20 protein-coding genes are annotated in these 19,749 nt (G+C 65.8%); 11 read left to right on the forward strand and 9 right to left on the reverse strand.

The genetic code is table 11. The features are described from left to right. The first annotated feature begins 133 nt into the window (after window positions 1-133). Window positions 134-1,711: a DUF5928 domain-containing protein gene (locus ACZ5CM_RS14435; RefSeq protein ID WP_464639621.1), complete on the forward strand. Its 1,578-nt coding sequence runs from the start codon at window positions 134-136 to the stop codon at window positions 1,709-1,711. Between the two features lie 18 nt (window positions 1,712-1,729). Here ACZ5CM_RS14435 and ACZ5CM_RS14440 read toward each other — a convergent pair whose 3' ends face one another. The 3 genes from ACZ5CM_RS14440 to ACZ5CM_RS14450 form a co-directional block, all read right to left on the reverse strand. Beyond that, on the reverse strand, window positions 1,730-2,368 hold the full coding sequence (locus ACZ5CM_RS14440) for a DUF1523 family protein (protein WP_464639623.1): 639 nt from the start codon (window positions 2,366-2,368) through the stop codon (window positions 1,730-1,732). 14 nt (window positions 2,369-2,382) lie between these two features. Further along, the gene (locus tag ACZ5CM_RS14445; RefSeq protein WP_464639624.1) at window positions 2,383-2,637 is read right to left on the reverse strand and encodes a hypothetical protein; all 255 of its coding nucleotides are present in this window, start codon (window positions 2,635-2,637) and stop codon (window positions 2,383-2,385) included. A 205-nt stretch (window positions 2,638-2,842) separates the two neighbouring features. After that, window positions 2,843-4,051 (reverse strand): aminopeptidase P family protein, encoded by a 1,209-nt coding sequence (locus ACZ5CM_RS14450; RefSeq protein ID WP_464639626.1) that lies wholly within the window; start codon window positions 4,049-4,051, stop codon window positions 2,843-2,845. 266 nt (window positions 4,052-4,317) lie between these two features. Between ACZ5CM_RS14450 and ACZ5CM_RS14455 the strand changes: the two genes are divergently transcribed. After that, complete coding sequence (locus ACZ5CM_RS14455; RefSeq protein ID WP_464639628.1) at window positions 4,318-5,793, forward strand: NAD-dependent succinate-semialdehyde dehydrogenase; 1,476 nt, start codon at window positions 4,318-4,320, stop codon at window positions 5,791-5,793. Window positions 5,794-5,922: 129 nt separating this feature from the next. Here the strand turns inward: ACZ5CM_RS14455 and ACZ5CM_RS14460 are convergent, their stop codons facing one another. From ACZ5CM_RS14460 to ACZ5CM_RS14475, 4 genes are all read right to left on the reverse strand, one after another. Continuing rightward, window positions 5,923-6,744, reverse strand: a complete 822-nt coding sequence (locus ACZ5CM_RS14460; protein WP_464639630.1) for a hypothetical protein — start codon at window positions 6,742-6,744, stop codon at window positions 5,923-5,925. A gap of 388 nt (window positions 6,745-7,132) precedes the next feature. Then, entirely contained in the window at window positions 7,133-7,738 is a 606-nt protein-coding gene (gene leuD, locus ACZ5CM_RS14465) for a 3-isopropylmalate dehydratase small subunit (protein WP_464639632.1), read from the reverse strand. Between the two features lie 11 nt (window positions 7,739-7,749). Next, window positions 7,750-9,156 (reverse strand): 3-isopropylmalate dehydratase large subunit, encoded by a 1,407-nt coding sequence (gene leuC / locus ACZ5CM_RS14470; RefSeq protein ID WP_464639634.1) that lies wholly within the window; start codon window positions 9,154-9,156, stop codon window positions 7,750-7,752. 53 nt (window positions 9,157-9,209) lie between these two features. Then, a complete protein-coding gene (locus ACZ5CM_RS14475; protein ID WP_464639635.1) occupies window positions 9,210-9,368 on the reverse strand; it encodes a hypothetical protein in 159 nt (52 codons plus the stop codon). 160 nt (window positions 9,369-9,528) lie between these two features. On the opposite strand from ACZ5CM_RS14475, the gene rsfS reads away from it, so the two are divergent. Next, window positions 9,529-9,915 (forward strand): ribosome silencing factor, encoded by a 387-nt coding sequence (gene rsfS / locus ACZ5CM_RS14480; protein WP_464642630.1) that lies wholly within the window; start codon window positions 9,529-9,531, stop codon window positions 9,913-9,915. Window positions 9,916-9,971: 56 nt separating this feature from the next. Continuing rightward, entirely contained in the window at window positions 9,972-10,442 is a 471-nt protein-coding gene (rlmH, locus tag ACZ5CM_RS14485; protein ID WP_464639637.1) for a 23S rRNA (pseudouridine(1915)-N(3))-methyltransferase RlmH, read from the forward strand. Window positions 10,443-10,453: 11 nt separating this feature from the next. Here rlmH and ACZ5CM_RS14490 read toward each other — a convergent pair whose 3' ends face one another. Next, window positions 10,454-10,816, reverse strand: coding sequence for a hypothetical protein (locus ACZ5CM_RS14490; RefSeq protein WP_464639639.1), 363 nt, complete (start codon window positions 10,814-10,816; stop codon window positions 10,454-10,456). A gap of 138 nt (window positions 10,817-10,954) precedes the next feature. Between ACZ5CM_RS14490 and ACZ5CM_RS14495 the strand changes: the two genes are divergently transcribed. The 5 genes from ACZ5CM_RS14495 (at window position 10,955) to ACZ5CM_RS14515 (ending at window position 16,498) form a co-directional block, all read left to right on the forward strand. Then, window positions 10,955-12,403, forward strand: a complete 1,449-nt coding sequence (locus tag ACZ5CM_RS14495) for an FAD-linked oxidase C-terminal domain-containing protein (protein ID WP_464639641.1) — start codon at window positions 10,955-10,957, stop codon at window positions 12,401-12,403. 52 nt (window positions 12,404-12,455) lie between these two features. Beyond that, window positions 12,456-13,589 (forward strand): FAD-binding protein, encoded by a 1,134-nt coding sequence (locus tag ACZ5CM_RS14500; protein ID WP_464639643.1) that lies wholly within the window; start codon window positions 12,456-12,458, stop codon window positions 13,587-13,589. A gap of 5 nt (window positions 13,590-13,594) precedes the next feature. After that, window positions 13,595-14,887, forward strand: coding sequence for a glycolate oxidase subunit GlcF (glcF, locus tag ACZ5CM_RS14505; protein ID WP_464639645.1), 1,293 nt, complete (start codon window positions 13,595-13,597; stop codon window positions 14,885-14,887). Window positions 14,888-15,114: 227 nt separating this feature from the next. Further along, a complete protein-coding gene (locus tag ACZ5CM_RS14510) occupies window positions 15,115-15,909 on the forward strand; it encodes a trypsin-like serine peptidase (protein ID WP_464639647.1) in 795 nt (264 codons plus the stop codon). Between the two features lie 118 nt (window positions 15,910-16,027). Then, on the forward strand, window positions 16,028-16,498 hold the full coding sequence (locus ACZ5CM_RS14515) for an Hsp20 family protein (RefSeq protein WP_464639649.1): 471 nt from the start codon (window positions 16,028-16,030) through the stop codon (window positions 16,496-16,498). An 85-nt stretch (window positions 16,499-16,583) separates the two neighbouring features. Here the strand turns inward: ACZ5CM_RS14515 and ACZ5CM_RS14520 are convergent, their stop codons facing one another. Next, window positions 16,584-17,513: a Rossmann-fold NAD(P)-binding domain-containing protein gene (locus ACZ5CM_RS14520; RefSeq protein ID WP_464639650.1), complete on the reverse strand. Its 930-nt coding sequence runs from the start codon at window positions 17,511-17,513 to the stop codon at window positions 16,584-16,586. A gap of 105 nt (window positions 17,514-17,618) precedes the next feature. On the opposite strand from ACZ5CM_RS14520, the gene ACZ5CM_RS14525 reads away from it, so the two are divergent. Both ACZ5CM_RS14525 and leuB read left to right on the forward strand, forming a co-directional pair. Beyond that, complete coding sequence (locus ACZ5CM_RS14525; RefSeq protein WP_464639651.1) at window positions 17,619-18,551, forward strand: LysR family transcriptional regulator; 933 nt, start codon at window positions 17,619-17,621, stop codon at window positions 18,549-18,551. Window positions 18,552-18,583: 32 nt separating this feature from the next. Further along, complete coding sequence (gene leuB / locus ACZ5CM_RS14530; protein WP_464639653.1) at window positions 18,584-19,690, forward strand: 3-isopropylmalate dehydrogenase; 1,107 nt, start codon at window positions 18,584-18,586, stop codon at window positions 19,688-19,690. The last annotated feature ends 59 nt before the right edge of the window (window positions 19,691-19,749 follow it).

Below are 19,749 nucleotides of genomic sequence, written 5' to 3' on the forward strand. Positions count from 1 at the left end.
CCTCCGTTCGTTCTGCCCGGGCGCCGCCGCGCCCGGCCCTTGTTCATGAAAAACCAAATAATCGCTGTTTATTCAATCTGGCATCAAGCATATCTAGACAGGCAACGAAAAAACCGGGGCGCCCGTTTCGCGTATGGCAAGAATCGCCTACATCCTGCTGTGCCACAAGGATCCGGATGCGATCATCAAGCAGGCCGAGCGCCTGACCGCCGCCGGCGACTACATGTCGATCCATTTCGACGCGCGCGCCAAGGCGGAGGATTACGACCGCATCCGTTCGGCCCTGTCGGACAATCCCAACATCACCTTTGCCCGCAGGCGCATCAAGTGCGGCTGGGGGGAATGGTCGCTGGTGCAGGCCACGCTCAACGCGCTGGAACCGGCGGTCGAGGATTTTCCCCGCGCCACGCATTTCTACATGCTGTCGGGCGATTGCATGGCCATCAAGACGGCCGAATACGCCCACCGCTTTCTGGACGAGCATGACGCCGATTTCATCGAAAGCTTCGATTTCTTCGAAAGCGACTGGATCAAGACCGGGATGAAGGAAGAGCGGCTGATCTATCGCCACTTCTTCAACGAACGCAAACACAAATGGCTGTTCTACGCCTCGGTCAGCCTGCAGCGGAAACTGGGGCTGAAACGGAAGATCCCGACCGACATCCAGGTGCAGATCGGCAGCCAGTGGTGGTGCCTGCGCCGCCGGACGGTCGAAGCCATCCTGGATTTCATCCGCGAACGCCGCGACGTGGTGCGGTTTTTCCGCACCACCTGGATCCCGGACGAGACGTTCTTCCAGACCCTCGTGCGCCACCTCGTGCCCGAGCGGGAAATCCAGACGCGGACGCTCACCTTCCTGATGTTTTCCGACTACGGCATGCCGGTGACGTTCTACAACGACCACTACGACCTGCTGCTGAACCAGGATTTCCTGTTCGCGCGCAAGATCAGCCCCGAGGCGACCGAGCTCAAGGCCCGGCTGGGCCGGCTCTACGCGGCCAGGGGGGTCGAGTTCCAGATCTCCAACGAGGGGCGAAACCTCTATCGCTTCCTGACCGATCGCGGGCGGATCGGGCTGCGTTTCGGTCAGCGGTTCTGGGAAACCGAAAGCACCCTTGGCCGCGAACGCGAGCTGATGATCGTGGCCTGCAAGAAATGGCACGTGGCCAAGCGGCTGCTGGAACGCATCCAGCAGGTGACCAACCTTCCGACAATCGAATATCTTTTCAACGAGGAAAATACCCCGCTGCCCGACCTTGGCGGCATCCAGACGACGCTGGAGAAGCGCACCCGCCATCGCCGCGCGCTCATGCGGATGCTGTTCGACTATTACGAAACCGACCGGCTGGTCTTCTGCATCGATCCGTCGAATTTCGACCTCGTGCAGGATTTCTATTCCGACCGCTCGGTGACGCGCCTGCTCGAAATCGAATGCCAGTTTTCTGACGACTACCTGATCGGACATGCCCGGCGCGTGGGACTGGCCGGGGAGCGCACCAGCCGCGAAACGCTGGAGCGGCTGATCCCCACCATCCGCAACGATTTCGCCCATGAAGCCGACCGCATCCGCGATGCCGGATTTCCGCATTATCACCGCATCCGCGAAATCGACACGCCGGAAGAGAACGCCGAAAAGATTGCCGCCTTCGCGTCCATTCCGCACGAACAGGCGCAGGAGATCGCCCGCACCGACTACCTGTTTGCCGACTGACGTCGCCGGCACCCGGCGTCAGCGCCGCCGCAGCCAGCGCAGCAGCCTGCCGCGCCGATCCGCAATCGCGTCGCCCGCGGCATCGATATTGTCGCCGATCTCTTCCAGAAGCGGGTCGATCCGGGCCGCGCGGAACCGCCGCCAGCGCACGCGGATCGCCCAGAGAACCGCGAACAGGACCGTCAGGAAGATGATGTTGAACCACGGGATGATGCGCACGTCCGGGCCGTCCACCTCCCAGATCGCCAGAGCGTTGGGGTAGATGGAATAAAGATTCGACCGCCACCCATAGTGGCGAATCACCACCCATTTCGGGTTCTCGGCGGTGGACTTCAGATCCGAAGCCCTGGTCTGCAGGCTGGCGGTGTTGAACTTGAAATATGGCGGCCAGCCCCAGCCGGTATCCTCGTTGCGATATTCCATCGGCTTGCCGTTCTTCAGGATCGCGGCAATGAAGAACACGTCGCGGCTGCCCACCTTTTCGGCATCCCCCGCCCCGGCGTGGGAATAGAACCACCAGTTCTCGCCGAAATCGACCCGCTTGGGATAGGCGTCGGTGATCCGCGCCACGTCATGCTGCGGCAGGGTATAGTGCAGAAAGGCCGCGAACAGGCCGATCACGAGAACCCGGAAGATCCACTTCACAATTCTCCACATCGTGCCTGCCTCGCTTACCTGTTCACGTACTGGATGATGACCACAAGGGCCACCCACGGCACAATGTAAATGGCCAACAACAGCTTGCGGCGCAAGGAGCGTTCCCAGGACCGGAGCCCGCGATCGACGAATTCCTCCCGGCCGACACCGCCGCCGCCGGTTTCGTCCCACTCCGCCTCCAGCCTCCGCCGTTCGCGCCCGCGGGCGCGCAGCGCGATCACCGCATAGACCACCGTCTGCACCACCAGGAACGGAATGAAGAATCGCAAGAAGGCAATCATCGCGGGCCCGCAGCCCTGCCAGAATACATCCGCCCCGGCCCTCCTCTGCCCATTCGACGCATGACAGACGTACTCCCGGCGCTCCATCGATGTCCAGCCGGGCAGACATCCGCTCCGGCTGCCCCTTCCACTTGCCAGAAATACTCCCGCCGGAGGCACGGCCCCACAAGGGGCCGTTCCCCGCCGCGCCGCCTCAGCCGACCACGTTGAAATCGGGCCCGTAGGGATAACCGGTGATGTTCTCGGCCCCGTCCCCGGTGATGATCAGGATATCGTGCTCGCGGTAGCCGCCCGCACCCGGTTGCCCCTGCGGAATGGTCAGCATCGGCTCCATGCTGATCACCATGCCCGGCTCGAGCACCGTGTCGATGTCCTCGCGCAACTCCAGCCCCCCCTCGCGGCCATAGTAATGCGACAGCACCCCGAAGGAATGGCCATAGCCGAAGGTCCGGTATTGCAGCAGACCGCGATCCTCGAGGAACCCGTTGATCTCCTGCGTCACCTCCGCGCAACTCACCCCCGGCTTCAAGAGCGACATGCCGTATTCGTGCGCGGCGATATTCGCCTGCCAGATGCCCAGGCTGGCGTCGTCCACCTCGCCCAGGAACATGGTCCGTTCCAGCGCGGTGTAATAGCCCGAAATCATTGGAAAGGCGTTCAGAGACAGAATATCTCCGCGCTGCATGACGCGAGCCGTCACCGGATTGTGCGCGCCATCGGTGTTGATGCCGGACTGGAACCAGACCCAGGTGTCGCGATACTCGGCGTCGGGGAATCTCCGCGCAATCTCAAGTTCCATCGCATCGCGCCCGGCCATGGCCACGTCGATCTCGCGCGCACCTTCCCGGACCGCCTCGCGAATCGCGTGACCGCCCGCATCGGCCACCTGCGCACCCGCACGGATCAGCGCGATTTCCGCCGCCGACTTGCGCATCCTCTGGCGCATCGTCGCGGGCGCGATATCGACCATCGACACCGGCTCGAGAAAGGACTCCAGCGCGCCGCGCTGGGCCACCGTCAGATGGTCGCCCTCGTACCCGAGGACCCGGCCGGTGCCGGCAACGCTGCGAACGGCGCGCCAGAAATTGTCGCGCTGCCAGTCGGTATAGGTGATGTTGTCGCAAAAGCTGCGCCGCCACGGCTGGCCGGAATCGATGCCAGCGCTGATCGTGACGGCCTCGTGCGGCGTCACCACCATCCCGTACGGCCGCCCGAACGAACAATAGAGAAACCCCGAATAGTAGGCGATATTGTGCATCGAGGTCAGCACAGCAACATTCACGCCCAGCTCTTCCATGCGTGCGCGCAAACCCTTCAGGCGGGCCTGGTACTCGGTATCCGAAAAAGGCAGTGCCGCCTTCTCGCCATTGTGGAAACGGTACATCTCGGGACGTGCGGTCATGTGACCCTCCTTTGCAGAAAGGTCCCGGCGTTCAGGACTGGGAAAGTCGGGCGCATGCCTTGCATGAGGCGACGCCATCGCCTGTGCCCGTCTTCTCCCTGCCAAACCGGGCCGAGTCGCGCAAGGATTTCGCGCCCTGCATGCCCGCCACGCAAGGATGTTCCGATTTCCCCTGGCCGGCACGGCATTGCCGATCTGGACATTGCGCCCGGCAACTGCATTCTGCGCACACAGGCGTTCACCCAGCCCTGCCGGAGGAGACCCCCATGCTCGACACAACCACGAACCTGAAATCGCTGTTGAAGGATCCCGGCCTTCTCGAAACTCGCGCCTATGTGGGCGGCGCATGGATCGAGGGCGAAAACGGCACCTTCGACGTGACCAACCCGGCCCGCGGCGACGTGATCGCACGGGTGGCCGACCTCAGCCGGGCACAAGTCGCCGATGCCATCGCCCATGCCGAAACCGCGCAAAAGGAATGGGCCGCCCGCACCGGCAAGGAGCGCGCCGCCATTCTCCGCCGCTGGTTCGACCTGATGATGGAAAACGCCCATGACCTTGCCACCATCCTGACCGCCGAACAGGGCAAACCCCTGCCCGAGGCGATGGGAGAAATCGCCTACGGCGCCTCGTTCGTGGAATTCTTCGGCGAAGAGGCCAAGCGGGTCTATGGCGAGATGATCCCCGGCCACCAGCGCGACAAGCGCATCATGGTGCTGAAACAGCCCATTGGCGTGGCCGCCTCGATCACCCCGTGGAACTTCCCCAACGCCATGATCACCCGCAAGGCGGCGCCGGCGCTGGCGGTGGGCTGCGCCTTCGTGGCACGCCCGGCCTCGGAGACGCCGCTTTCGGCCATTGCGCTGGCGGTTCTGGCCGAACGCGCGGGCATCCCGGCGGGGGTGTTCAACGTGGTGCCCTCCTCGCGCGCCTCGGAAATCGGCAAGGAGTTCTGCGAAAATCCAACCGTGCGCAAGATCACCTTCACCGGCTCCACCGAAGTCGGGCGCATCCTGCTGCGCCAGGCCGCCGATCAGATCAAGAAATGCTCGATGGAGCTGGGCGGCAACGCCCCCTTCATCGTCTTCGACGACGCCGACCTCGATGCCGCCGTCGAAGGCGCGATGATGTGCAAGTTCCGCAACAACGGCCAGACCTGCGTCTGTGCCAACCGCATCTACGTGCAGGCTGGGGTCTATGACGCATTCGCCGAAAAACTGAAGGCCGCAGTGCAGAATCTGAAGGTCGGAGACGGGCTGGAGGAAGGCGTGACCACCGGCCCGCTGATCAGCCAGGAGGCGGTGGAGAAAGTGCTCGAACATCTCGGCGACGTCACCGCGAAGGGCGGCCAGGTCCTCACCGGCGGCAAGCCCCACGAACTGGGCGGCACCTTTTTCGAACCCACCATCGTCACCGGCGTGACCCAGGACATGAAGGTGGCCCGCGAGGAAACCTTCGGCCCCCTCGCCCCGCTCTTCCGCTTCGAGGACGAGGACGAGGTGATCGCCATGGCCAACGACACCATCTTCGGCCTCGCCGCCTATTTCTACGCCCGCGACCTCAGCCGCGTCTACAAGGTGGCCGAAGCGCTGGAATACGGGATCGTCGGCGTCAACACCGGCATCATCTCGACGGAACTTGGCCCCTTCGGCGGCGTCAAGCAGTCGGGGCTGGGCCGCGAAGGCAGCCATCACGGGATCGAGGACTACCTTGAAATGAAATACGTCTGCCTGTCGGTCTGACGGCCCCGCGGGGACCGGCCCCCCGTCCGGTCCTTCCTCTTGCCTGAAATACTCCGGGGTGAATGCGCGCGAGCCGCGCGCAGAGGGGCAGAGCCCCTCGCCCCGCCGCAGCTCTTCAGGCGGACAGGTTCACGCCGCCTGCATGATCTCGGCGCCGGCATGACTGCGGCGACGCTTGGCGGCGATCAGGTCGGAAATGCGGATCAAGGCCGCGCCACGCATGACCATGCTGGCCGGCAGGAACGCCCAGGCGCTGATGACCCAGATCAGCGTCTGCGGGTCGTCCAGCGCGATCGGCCGGGTTATCGGCGCAACCAGCCGGGCCACGGCCGGGATCAGGAATGGCAGCAGCACGCCCGCCACGATGTTGATCCGCCCGTCCCGGTTGAGACGGCTCACGACATCGCCGCCCCGCGTGGGGTCGAACAGCGGCAGATTAACCCAGACGTTGAAGGCGCCGCTTCCCGTCGGCCAGCCGGAAAAGCGGATCGCTGCAAGGAACGCACCGATGGCCACCAGCGCGACAAGATACGAGATCCCCGCCGCAACCCGGACCAGCATGACCGTCTGTGCGGTCGCATCCGGCGGCAGAACAAGCAACACCAGCCGCACCGGCGAATAGGGAAAATCCATCCAGTTTCCGACCAGCACCCCCAGCCCGGCGAATACCGCCGTCAGCCCGTCAGGATCCTGGTAGTGCCGCGCCGCCAGGGTGGTGAACAGCACCATCATCGCCAGGGCGATGAAACGGATGCGGTTGAAGGGGGGGGCGTCGCGGAACTCGACATAGCTGGGGTAGTCGGTCTTGTATTCCACGAAAACCATCAGACCGGCAAGAATCGCCAGCAGCAACACGATCTCGGGCCCTGCGCCGGCCCGTGCCGGCAACAGCAGAGAAGGGGCTGCAATCACGAGTGCAACCAGTAATCCGCGCGAAACTGCGCCTGTCATGCGTGCAAACACTGTCCGATCCCTTCAAACTGGACAGGCCGATGCGTCGCCGAGCCCTTGTTCCAACTTGAACCCGCCCGCGGGGCGGTGTGCCTCATTTTGGCCCCATTTCTGCCGCCATTCGGTCACGCGCTCAAGCCGTTGTTCAAAGAAACGCCTGATTTCAGGCGAAAACATGGAGAAACTGGTGCGACTTTGCATCATCGCCGTCACGACCGCGTGACAGCATCATGTCACCCTACAACATCTTGCGGATGGCAGGGGCAGCGCCACAAGAGGCACGAAAACGGCCGCCCCCGGGCGGGGCGACCGTAAGCACTGAACACCGGTACTGAACACGGGCACCGAACCCGGGCATCCAGCCGGCGCACACCGGATCTGCGGTGGATCAGACCCAGGGGCGTTCGGCGGCGGCGCGGGCCTCGTAGGCGTCAATCGCCGCGACCTTTTCCAGCGTCAGGCCGATATCGTCCAGCCCCTCCAGAAGACAATGCTTGCGGAACGGGTCCACCTGGAAGGAAAATTCCTCGCCATCCGAGGTGGTGACAGTCTGCGCCTCCAGATCGACGGTCATGCGGGCATTTTCGCCCTTCTCCGCGTCCTTCATCAGGGCCTCTACCTGCTCGGGCGGCATAACGATCGGCAGGATCCCGTTCTTGAAGCAGTTGTTATAGAAGATGTCGGCAAATGACGGCGCGATCACGCAGCGGATGCCGAAATCCAGCAGCGCCCAGGGGGCATGTTCGCGCGAGGAACCGCAACCGAAATTCTCGCCCGCGATCAGGATCTGCGCCTTGCGGTACTGCGGCCGGTTGAGCACGAAATCCGGGATCTCGTTGCCATCGGCATCGTAACGCATCTCGTCAAAGAGGTTCTTTCCCAACCCCGACCGCTTGATGGTCTTCAGGAACTGCTTGGGGATGATCATGTCAGTATCGACGTTGATCAGCGGCAGCGGGGCCGCAACCCCGGTCAGCTTGGTGAATTTTTCCATTGGTCCGTTCCCTACATCAGTTCCCGCACATCCGTCAGCTTTCCCGTCACCGCCGCTGCCGCCGCCATTGCCGGGCTGAGCAGGTGGGTGCGCCCGCCGCGGCCCTGCCGGCCTTCGAAGTTGCGGTTCGAGGTTGAGGCGCAGCGCTCGCCCGGCGCCAGCTGATCGGGGTTCATGGCCAGACACATGGAACAGCCCGCCAGCCGCCACTCGGCGCCAGCCTCGCGGAAGATGTCGGCCAGTCCCTCGGCCTCGGCCTGTTCGCGCACCAGCCCCGATCCGGGCACGATCAGCGCGCGCACGCCCTCGGCCACCTTGCGGCCCTTCAGCACCTCTGCCGCGGCGCGCAGATCTTCGATCCGCCCGTTGGTGCATGAGCCGATAAACACGGTGTCGATGGCAATTTCGGTCAGCGGCGTGCCCGGCTCCAGCCCCATGTATTCCAGAGACCGGCGGGCGGCCTCGACCTTGCCACCCTCGAAATCGGACGGGTCCGGCACCCGGGCCGAGATCGGCAGCACGTCCTCGGGGCTGGTGCCCCAGGTCACCACGGGCTCGATCTCCGAGGCGTCGATGGTCACCACCTTGTCCCAATGCGCGTCCTCGTCGGAATAGAGCGTCATCCACCAGGTCAGGGCAGCTTCCCACTGGGCCCCCTTGGGCGCGTGGGGACGGCCCTTGACGTATTCGAAGGTGGTTTCGTCGGGAGCAATCAGCCCGGCCCGCGCACCGGCCTCGATGGCCATGTTGCACACGGTCATGCGCCCCTCCATGGAGAGCGCGCGAATCGCCTCGCCGCAATATTCGATCACATGGCCGGTGCCGCCGGCGGTGCCGATGCGGCCGATGATGGCCAGGGTGATGTCCTTGGCGGTGACACCGGGCGCGAGCGTGCCGGTGATCTCGACCTTCATGTTCTTCGACTTCTTCTGGATCAGGGTCTGGGTGGCGAGGACGTGCTCGACCTCGGAAGTGCCGATCCCGTGGGCCAGCGCCCCGAAGGCCCCGTGGGTGGCGGTGTGGGAATCCCCGCACACCACGGTCATGCCCGGCAGGGTCCATCCCTGTTCGGGGCCGACGATGTGGACGATGCCCTGGCGGATGTCATCCACCGGGTAGTAATGGATGCCGAATTCGCGCGCGTTGCGGTCCAGCGCCTCGACCTGGATCCGTGAATCCTCGGTCATCTGGTCGGGGTTTTCGCGCCCCGGCGTGGTCGGCACGTTGTGGTCGGGCACGGCGATGGTCTTTTCCGGGGCGCGGACCTTGCGGCCGGCCATGCGCAGCCCCTCGAAGGCCTGCGGGCTGGTCACCTCGTGGACGAGGTGACGGTCGATATACAGAAGGCAGGTGCCGTCGTCGGCCTCATGCGCGACATGGGCGTCCCAGATCTTGTCATAGAGCGTCTTGGGGGACATGGGTCCTCTCCCGTTTGGGTCGTGGAAATGCGGGTGTCGGTCGCGGGCGCGGCCTATGGCCGGGCCAGAACCGTGCGGGCGGCGCCGAAGAACCGCTCGCGCAGGCGGGCGCGGTCCTGCAGGTCGATGATGTGACGGGCCGGAACGGGTTGCATGAAGGACCAGATACAGATGCGCACCGCATCTATCAAGGCGCAGATGCGCCCGCTCATGTGCCGCAGCCGTCTTGCCGGTGCAACAGGGGGGCGATGTCGGGTTCGGTTTCGTTGAAATCCGCCCGCGCGGTTGCTAGTTTGAACATGCCCCGGCGCCGGGGGTTTGCCGGCGCGCAGAATGGAGGACACGGTCCTGTCACCTCATGCCGAAGCGGCGATGGCCGCTGACAACCGGGCCGGTTTCGCAACGGCCCATCCGATGCCGGCCAGCGAGGAACTGCTGGCGCGCATCCTTTCCTCTCTCGAAGACGACAAGGCGGAAGATGTCGTGCAGATCGACCTGCGCGGCAAGACGGCGATCGGCGACTACATGGTGATCGCCTCGGGCCGGTCGTCGCGCCAGGTGTCGTCGATTGCCGAAAAGCTGATCGACCGGGTCAAGCAGGCCTACGGCTTCACCGCGCGGGTGGAGGGCAAGGACACCGGCGACTGGGTCCTGATCGATACCGGCGACGTGATCGTACATATCTTTCGGCCCGAAGTGCGCGAGTTCTATCAGCTTGAAAAGATGTGGCTGCCGGCGGGCGGTGGTGCCTCCACATGAGCTTTGCGCCCCCGGCCGCGCAACCGGCATGACCGGGGTGGCAGGAAGGCCATGACATGCGCGTGACCATCTGCGCGGTCGGCCGGCTGCGGGCGGGCGCCGAAAAGTCTCTCATCGACGATTATCTGGACCGGTTCGGCCGGACCGGCCGCCCGCTGGGGCTGGGACCGGCCAGGGTGGTCGAGGTCGAGGACCGCAAGCGCGGCGGCATGCGGGCCGAGGCCGAACTGCTGCGCCGGGCGCTGCCGAAAGGCGCCGTAACGTGCGCGCTGGACGAACGAGGAAAGACCCTGTCCTCGCCCGAATTCGCGGCCCTGCTGGCGCGCTGGCGCGACGAGGGGCGGCAGGATCTCGCGCTGCTGATCGGCGGGGCAGACGGGTTGGATCCGGGCTTGCGGGCCGAGGCCGATTTCAGCCTGTCGCTGGGCCGCATGGTCTGGCCGCACATGCTGGTCCGGGTGATGCTGGCCGAGCAGCTTTACCGCGCGGCGACCATCCTTGCCGGGCGCCCCTATCACCGGGTCTGAACGGAACCGCCTCAGCGCCCCGTAAGTTCGACGCGGAAATACGTTCCCGCCCAACCGTTGACGTTGCACCGCGCCTCGATCAGCACGGATTTTGCCCCCTGCGGGATCATCACGCCATCGAGCGACCGGGTGAAGGGCTGTTCCTCCACATGCGGGTGATAGAGAACCCGCATGCCCAGTTCCGTCCCGCCCGACGCGTCCAGGACCCGCCAGCCATCGGCATAGTGGTCCCATCCGGTATCGGGGTGCGAAAGCGTCACGTCGAAGCGCCACGCGCCGGAGCTCTGCCGCGCGGAGGCGCTTTCGATCACCGGCGGGTCTGCAAATGCTGGCGCGGCGAACAGAAGCAGAAGGATCGAAGCAAGACGTTTCATCCCCCAACCTGTAGAGCAACGCGGTCTTCTTCGCGGTCACAAGCACGTGACGCGAACCCCTTCGGGCGCAGGCAGGCGCGATGGGCTTGCCATTCGGCAAAATTGGTAATATTAATTTACCAAAGAGGAGCTTTCCCCATGCAGATGCCCCAGCCCGACCCGCGAATTCTGGCCCGGAAGGAGAGAATCGCCGAACGGCTGCGCACGGTTCTCCCCGCCGATGCCGTGATCGAGGACGAGGCCGAGACGCGCGCCTATGAATGCGATGCGCTGACCGCCTATCGCTGCCCGCCGCTGCTGGCGGTTCTGCCGGCTTCGACGCAGGAGGTATCGGACATCCTGCGCATCTGCCATGAAGAGGGGGTGCCGGTTGTCCCGCGCGGCTCGGGCACGTCGCTGGCCGGGGGGGCTCTGCCCACCACCGACAGCGTGATCCTGGGCGTGGCGCGGATGAACGCGGTGCTTGAGGTCGATTACGACAACCGCTTCATCCGGGTGCAGAGCGGGCGCACGAACCTGTCGGTGACCGGCGCGGTCGAGGAGGAGGGGTTCTTCTACGCCCCCGATCCCTCCAGCCAGCTGGCCTGCGCGATTGCCGGCAACATCGCCATGAACTCGGGCGGGGCGCACTGCCTGAAATACGGCGTGACCACCAACAACCTGCTGGGGGTGACGATGGTGCTGATGGACGGCACCGTGGTCGAGATCGGCGGCGCGCACATGGATGCGGGGGGACTGGACCTGCTGGGAGTGATCTGCGGCAGCGAGGGCCAGCTCGGCGTGGTGACCGAGGCGACGCTGCGCATCCTGCCCCGGCCCGAGGGCGCCCGGCCGGTGCTGATCGGCTTCGACAGCAACGAGGTGGCCGGCGCCTGCGTCTCCGACATCATCCGCGCCGGCGTCCTGCCGGTGGCGATCGAGTTCATGGACCGCCCCTGCATCGAGGCCACCGAGGCCTTCGCCCATGCCGGCTATCCGATGTGCGAGGCGCTGCTGATCGTCGAGGTCGAGGGCAGCCCCGAGGAGATCGACTTCCAGCTTGGCCGGATCAAGGAGATCGCCCGGCGCCACGACCCGGTGGAGCTGCGCGAGGCGCGCGACGAGGAGGAGGCGGCACGGATCTGGCTGGGCCGCAAGAGCGCCTTCGGCGCCATGGGGCAGATCAACGACTACATGTGCCTCGACGGCACCATCCCGGTGTCCGAACTGCCATATGTGCTGCGGCGCATCGGCGAGATGTCGAAGCATTACGGGCTGGCCGTGGGCAATGTCTTTCATGCCGGCGACGGCAACATGCACCCTCTGATCCTGTTCGATGCCAACAAGCCCGGCGACCTCGAGACCTGCGAGGAATTCGGGGCCGAGATCCTGAAGCTGTGCGTCGAGGTGGGCGGATGCCTGACCGGCGAACACGGGGTCGGCGTGGAGAAGCGCGACCTGATGCTGCACCAGTATTCGCGCGAGGATCTCGAAGCGCAGATGGCGGTGAAGGACGTGTTCGATCCCGACTGGCTGCTGAACCCGGCGAAGGTGTTTCCGCTTTCGGTGACCGAAGGCCGCCGGAGCGCGCCCGTGGCGGCGGAATGAACCGGGGGCGTTGCCCCCGGACCCCCAGGATATTTGAAGGCCAGAAAAAGACATGATCATTCCTGAAGACGAGGCGGAACTCGCCGATGTGATCTCGGGCGCAGATGCGCCTTTTGCGGTGCGGGGCAGCAACACGCGCGGCGTGCCGGCCCATGACCGGGTGCTGAGCGCCTCAGGCCTGCGGGGCATTTCACTTTACGAGCCGGGTGCGCTGACCATCGTGGTCGGGGCGGGAACGCCGGTGGCCGAAATCGAGGAGGTTCTGGCCGGGGAAAACCAGAGGCTGGCCTTCGAACCGATGGATCACCGGGGCCTGCTGGGCGCGACCGGAGAGCCGACCATCGGTGGTGTGATCGCGGCGAATGTCAGCGGACCGCGCCGGGTTCAGGCGGGTGCGGCGCGGGATTTCCTTCTGGGCGTGCGCTTCGTGGACGGTATGGGGCGGGTGATCCGCAACGGCGGGCGGGTCATGAAGAACGTGACCGGCTACGATCTGGCCCGGCTGATGGCGGGGAGCTGGGGCACCCTTGGGGTTCTGACCGAAGTTTCCCTCAAGGTTCTGCCACGGGCCGAGACCCAGGCCAGCCTGCGGATACACGGGCTTGACCCCGCGCAGGCGGTCCATGCCATGGCTGCGGCGCTGGGTTCGCCGTTTGAGGTCACGGGGGCGGCATATGCGCCCGGCAGCGACGGGCATGAGGTGCTGATCCGGGTAGAAGGATTCGCGGATTCGGTCCGCTACCGCCTGGGGCGTCTGGCCGATGCCCTGGGCCGCTTCGGCGAGGTTGAACCAGTTGCGGAGGAGGACACCTCGGCACGGATCTGGCGCCAGTTGCGCGACGTGGAGCCGTTTCATGGACGCCTTGGCGATGTCTGGCGGTTGTCGGTCAGGCCCTCCGAGGCACCCGGGCTCGTCGCAAGGATCGGGGCCGAGGAGGTGCTGCTCGACTGGGGCGGCGGGCTGATCTGGGCGCTTGTCCCCGCGGGGACGGATCTGCGGGCGCGGGCGGGCCGGTTCGACGGCCACGCGACGCTGATCCGCGCCAGCGCCGAGACGCGCGCACGGCTGGGCATGTTCCACCCCGAGCCCGCCCCGGTGGCGGCGCTGAGCCGCGGGCTGCGCGAACGCTTCGACCCGCGCGGGATCTTCAATCCGGGCCTGATGGGCAACCCGGCAGAGGGCTGAGCGACATGCAGACGAATTTCACCGAAGAACAGCTGCGCGATCCCGGCATTGCCCGAGCGAACGAGATCCTGCGCGCCTGCGTCCATTGCGGGTTCTGCACCGCCACCTGCCCGACCTACCAGATCCTGGGTGATGAGCTCGATTCCCCGCGGGGCCGGATCTACCTGATCAAGGACATGCTGGAAAACGAACGCATGCCTGATGCCCGAACCGTCCGTCACATCGACCGCTGCCTGAGCTGCCTTGCCTGCATGACCACCTGCCCGTCGGGCGTGCACTACATGCACCTGATCGACCTGGCCCGCAGCTACGTGGAACAAAACCACAGGCGCCCCTTCATGGACCGGGCGTTGCGCCGGGTGCTGGCCTGGATCCTGCCCCATCCCATGCGTTTCCGCCTGGCACTGCTGGCGGCGAAGATCGGCCGCCCGTTCCGCCGGCTGCTGCCCGATGCGCGGCTGCGGGCGATGCTCGAGATGGCGCCGAAGCGGATCCCGCCGGTTTCCCGCAACGACGACCCGCAAAGCTTCCCCCCTCGGGGAACGCGCCGGATGCGGGTGGCGCTGATGACCGGCTGCGCGCAGAAAGCGCTCAATACCGACATCAACGATGCCACCATCCGGCTGCTGACACGGCTGGGCTGCGAAGTGGTGATCGCCGAAGGGGCGGGCTGCTGCGGCGCGCTGACCCACCACATGGGCAAGACCGACGAAAGCCACGCCTCGGCGGCGCGCAACATCCGCGCCTGGACGCGCGAGATGAAGGGCAAAGGGCTTGATGCCATCGTCATCAACACCTCCGGCTGCGGCACCACGGTGAAGGATTACGGCCACATGTTCCGGGGCGACCCGCTTGCGGAAGATGCGGCACGGGTGGCGGCGCTGGCCATGGATGTCAGCGAAGTGCTGATGAAACTCGACTTGCCTCAATGCCCCGACAAGAAGCTGACGGTCGCCTACCACGCCGCCTGTTCGCTCCAGCACGGGCAACAGATCAAGACCCACCCCAAGACGCTGCTGAAACGCGCCGGTTTCCGGGTGGTGGAACCCGCCGACAGCCACCTTTGCTGCGGCTCAGCCGGCACCTACAACCTGATGCAGCCCGAGATCTCGGCGCAGCTGAAGTCGCGCAAGCTGGCCACGCTGGAGGCGAAATCACCCGACATCATCGCCGCCGGAAATATCGGCTGCATGGTCCAGATCGGGTCGGGAACGGATCTGCCGGTGGTGCACACGGTCGAACTGCTCGATTGGGCGACCGGCGGACCGCGCCCGCCCGCACTGCAGGCGCAACCCTGACTTCCTCTTGCCCGAAATACTCCGGGGGGTGAGGCCCGCAGGGCCGAGGGGGGCAGAGCCCCCCCTGCCCCCCCGAACCAGCCCATGCCGCCGCCTGTCACGCGCCGCGATCCGCCGCGCCTTTGCCGCAGTTTCGCCAAAACCGGCCCCTAGGCTGCCCCGAAGGCCGAAACGGCAACACACGCACGGGAGAGCCCGGTTTGAAAGCGATACTGACAGCCATTGTCATGGCACTCCTGCCCATCTCCGGGCAGGCCGACACGTCGCGCCTGCAGCGCCTCGATACCGCCGAAACCGGGCGCGCATGGGATGCGGTCGGGCGGATCGACATCGACGGCGCAGGCTTCTGCACAGGCACGCTGATCGCACCCGACCTGGTCCTGACCGCCGCCCACTGCCTGTTCGACAAGACCTCGGGGCAGCGCTTCGACCCGGCGCGGATCGAGTTCCTCGCGGGCTGGCGCAATGGGCGGGCCTCGGCCTATCGCCGCGTCCGCAGGGCCGTCACCCATCCAGACTACGTGTTCGACGGGACGGTGACATCGGAGCGCGTGCGCAACGACGTGGCCCTGCTGGAACTGCAGCGGCCGATCCGCAACACCACGGTCATTCCCTTCGGGATTGCCGAACGTCCGCGCAAGGGCGCGCAGGTGGGCGTGGTCTCCTATGCGAAGGATCGCTCCGAGGCCCCCTCGCTTCAGCGGATCTGCGACGTGATGGCCCGTCAGCGAGGCGTGATCGTAATGTCCTGCGACGTCGATTTCGGCTCGTCTGGGGCGCCGGTCTTTTCGTTCGACGAGGGCGCGCCGCGGATCGTTTCGGTGATCTCGGCCAAGGCCGAACTGCGCGGCACGCAGGTCGCGCTCGGCTCGGCGGTGGATGGGCAGATCGCGTTCCTGCGCGCCGAACTTGCGGCCGGCAAGGGCTTTGCCCAGTCTCCGCCGCCGCTTCGCAAACGCGTCGTCGTGAACGGTCGGCGCGACGATATCGGCGCCAAGTTCATCCGCCCCGGAGGGGGTTGAAACGACGCCGGAGCTTTCCCATCTTTTCGATGTCGGATCGCCTGTGCGGGGTCCGGCGAATCGCCCGTCCGAGAGGAGGGCCCAAACGTGAATCGCTCAAGAAATGAGGATGACGACCATGCGTAGTAGCTTTGACTTTGCTCCGCTGCATCGCGCAGCCATCGGCTTCGAACAGATCGCCGACCTGATGGATCGTGTGCTCAGCAACGACGTCAGCCAACCGTCCTACCCGCCCTACAACATCGAGAAGATGGAACCGGACTCCTACCGGATCTCGATCGCCGTGGCGGGATTCTCCGAGGACGACCTGTCGGTCGAGGTCAAGGAAAACACCCTGATCGTGTCGGCCCGCAAGGCTGAAGACGAAGGGGAGCACAACTACCTGTATCGCGGCATTGCCACCCGCGCCTTCGAGCGCCGGTTCACCCTGGCCGACCACGTGGTCGTGACCGGGGCGAGCTATGAAAACGGGATGCTGCATATCGACCTCAAGCGCGAGATTCCCGAGGCGCTGAAACCGCGCCGGATCGAGATTACCTCGGTCAGGAAGGACGCGCCCGAACTGGTCGAGGCCAAGGCCGTCAACTGACGGCCGTACCGGCAAAGGTCCGGCTACGACCGACGCGACCGGCCCGCGGTTGTCGCCGCGGGCTTTTTGCGTGCCCGAGGTGGGGTCAGGCCGATCCGCCGCTTTTCGCCGGGTCCGCCTCGAACGGCCGGGCGGCGCCACCCGGTTGCGGCCCGGAAATATGCGCAATCGCCGCCGACAGAGCCTCGGCGGGCGGCGTCGCGTGAAACCCGGGGCACAGGGCGGAAAACCGCGCCCCGTCCAGCCGGTGCGGCGTGTTCCACAGATAGCGCATCTCCAGCAGGCACCGCCCCATGGGCCAGAACGGCCGGGCAAGCCGGAAGGGTAGCCACGACATGCGCCGCAGCCGCACCGGACGCCCCGTCAGGTGGCCGAGATGTTGCGCAATCTCGTCCCCCGTCAGCGTGTATCCGGGAAACGGCACGTCGCAAAATCGCGGCAGCTCGGCGCGTATTCCCGCCAGTTCGACCGCCGCGCGGCACAGATCGGGCAGGAAAGCCCATGCGCGCGGGATGTCCGGCTCGCCCGGCCAGACGAGAATACCCTTGTCCAGTTTCGCGACCATGATCCGGTCAAACCAGTTGCCCGACGGCGCGCTATCAAGGAAATCCCCCGCCCGCAGCGCGATTGTCCTTACCCCCGAGGCGCGATAGGCCTCCTCCAGTTCGATCCGCACCCGGCCAAGCGGGTTGAAGGCCCGGTGGGGCGACATTTCCGACCACGGGGCAGGCACGTCCGGCCCAAACACATACACGTTTCCCGGCAGGATGACCGTGGCGCCGGAGCGCCGGGCGGCCTCGATCACCCGGCGGTGCAGGCCCGGCACCAGCCGGCGCCATTCGGGATAGGGCGGATTCCAGGCGCTGACGATCACATCCGCCCCCCGGGCCGCCCGCTCCAGATCGTCCCGCCCCCGATCGAAAACGCGCACATGCCAGCCGGCGGCCCCGAATGCCTCTGTCGCGTTGCGTCCGAAGCGCCCCGTAGCGCCCAGTATCAATGCGGTTCCCGTCATGTCTTGCCCTCCCGAACAGGTGGTTGAAGCCGTGATGCCTCATCCTGCCCATTCATCATCAACGGGGATATTGGCAAAAACTGCAAGTCTGCTATTCATTTATGAATGGATATTGCACTCGAAACCCTTGACTGGTCGCTCGTTCAAAGCTTTCTGACCGTGGCCGAGGCCGGCTCGCTTTCCAGCGCGGCGCGCAGGCTTGGCCGCAGCCAGCCGACGCTTGGCCGGCAGATCGCCGAGCTTGAAAGGCAGCTCGGGGTCGCGCTGTTCACCCGCCACCCGCGCGGCTTGCGCCCGACCGAAACGGGCGCGGCGCTCATCCCTCATGCGCGCCGGATCCGGGAGGCAATGAGCGCAATCTCGCTGACTGCGGCCGGGCGCGCGCAGGAGGTGGGGGGAACCGTCCGCATCACCGCCTCGATCTTCGCCTCGCACTACATCCTGCCGCCGATCCTTGCCGACATCCGGGCCCGCGAACCGGCGATCCAGCTTGAACTGGTGCCGACCGACAGCTCGGAGAACCTTCTGTTTCGCGAAGCTGACATCGCGGTGCGCATGTATCGGCCCGATCAGCTGGACATCATTGCGCGCAAGCTGGGCACGCTGGAGCTGGGCGTCTTCGCCGCGCGCAGCTATCTGGAACGGGCCGGGCGCCCTGCCACGCCGCAGGAGCTGACGGATCACGACCTGGTTGGATACGACCGAAACGACCTGATCCTGCGCGCCATGCGCGAACGCGGCTGGCCGGTGAAGCGGGAAAGCTTTGCCACCCGCTGCGACAACCAGGCGACCTACTGGGAACTGGTGCGCGCCGGATGCGGCATCGGCTTTTCCCAGAAGGGCGTGGCGAAAGACGACCCGCTGGTCGAGGAGTTGGACCTGGGCTTTCCGATCGACCCGCTTCCGGTGTGGCTGGCAACCCATCAGGCCATGCGCAACACCCCCCGCATCCGCCGGGTGTGGGATCTGCTGGCCCGGGGGCTGGAGCGGGCCTGCCGGGCCGCCACCCCGGTTGACCCTCCGGCAGCGGCGCGCTAGGGCCTCGGCAACGACGTGCAAGGAGAGCCCCGATGACCAACCCTTCCCTTCTTATCCTGCCCGGCGACGGGATCGGCCCCGAAGTCATGGCCGAGGTGCGCAAGATCATCGACTGGTTCGGCGCCCGGCGCGGCCTGGCCTTCGATGTCGAGGAAGGGCTGGTGGGGGGCTGTTCCTATGATGCCCATGGCACGCCGCTGACCGACGAGACCATGGCGCGTGCGCAAGAGGTGGACGCGGTTCTTCTGGGCGCCGTGGGCGGGCCGCAATATGACGATCTCGATTTCAGCGTCAAACCCGAGCGCGGCCTTCTGCGCCTGCGCAAGGAGATGGACCTTTATGCCAACCTGCGCCCGGCGCAATGCTTCGACGCGCTGGCGGATTTCTCCTCGCTCAAGCGCGAGGTGGTGGCCGGCCTCGACATCATGATCGTGCGCGAGCTGACCAGCGGCATCTATTTCGGCGAACCGCGCGGCATCTTCGAGGAAGGCAACGAACGCGTGGGCATCAACACCCAGCGCTACACCGAATCCGAGATCGAGCGCGTGGCGCGGGCGGCCTTCGACCTTGCCCGCAAGCGGTCGGGCAGGGTCTGTTCGATGGAAAAGGCCAACGTGATGGAATCGGGGCTGCTGTGGCGCGAGGTCGTGCAGAAGGTCCATGACCAGGACTACCCGGATATCGAGTTGAGCCACATGTATGCCGACAACGGCGCCATGCAGCTTGTGCGCAATCCGCGGCAGTTCGACGTGATCGTGACCGACAACCTGTTCGGAGACCTGCTGTCCGATGCCGCCGCGATGCTGACCGGCAGCCTCGGGATGCTGCCTTCGGCCAGCCTCGGGGCCCGGATGGCGAACGGCCGGCCCAAGGCGCTGTACGAGCCGGTCCACGGCTCGGCCCCCGACATTGCCGGGCAGGGCAAGGCCAACCCGGTCGCCTGCATCCTGAGCTTTGCCATGGCGCTGCGTTATTCCTTCGACCAGGGGGCCGAGGCCGACCGGCTGGAGGCGGCGGTGGACCGGGTTCTGGCCGACGGGGTGCGCACTGCCGACCTGCTGGCCGAGGAGGGCGCGACACCGGTTTCCACCAGCGAGATGGGCGACGCGATCGTGGCGGCACTGGACGACAGCCTGTAATCGCCCCCCGCCGCGGGGGATTGCGACGACAGACGGCCTGCCCTTGCCGGTGCAGGCCG

The sequence above is a fragment of the Piezobacter thermophilus genome, assembly GCF_055386745.1.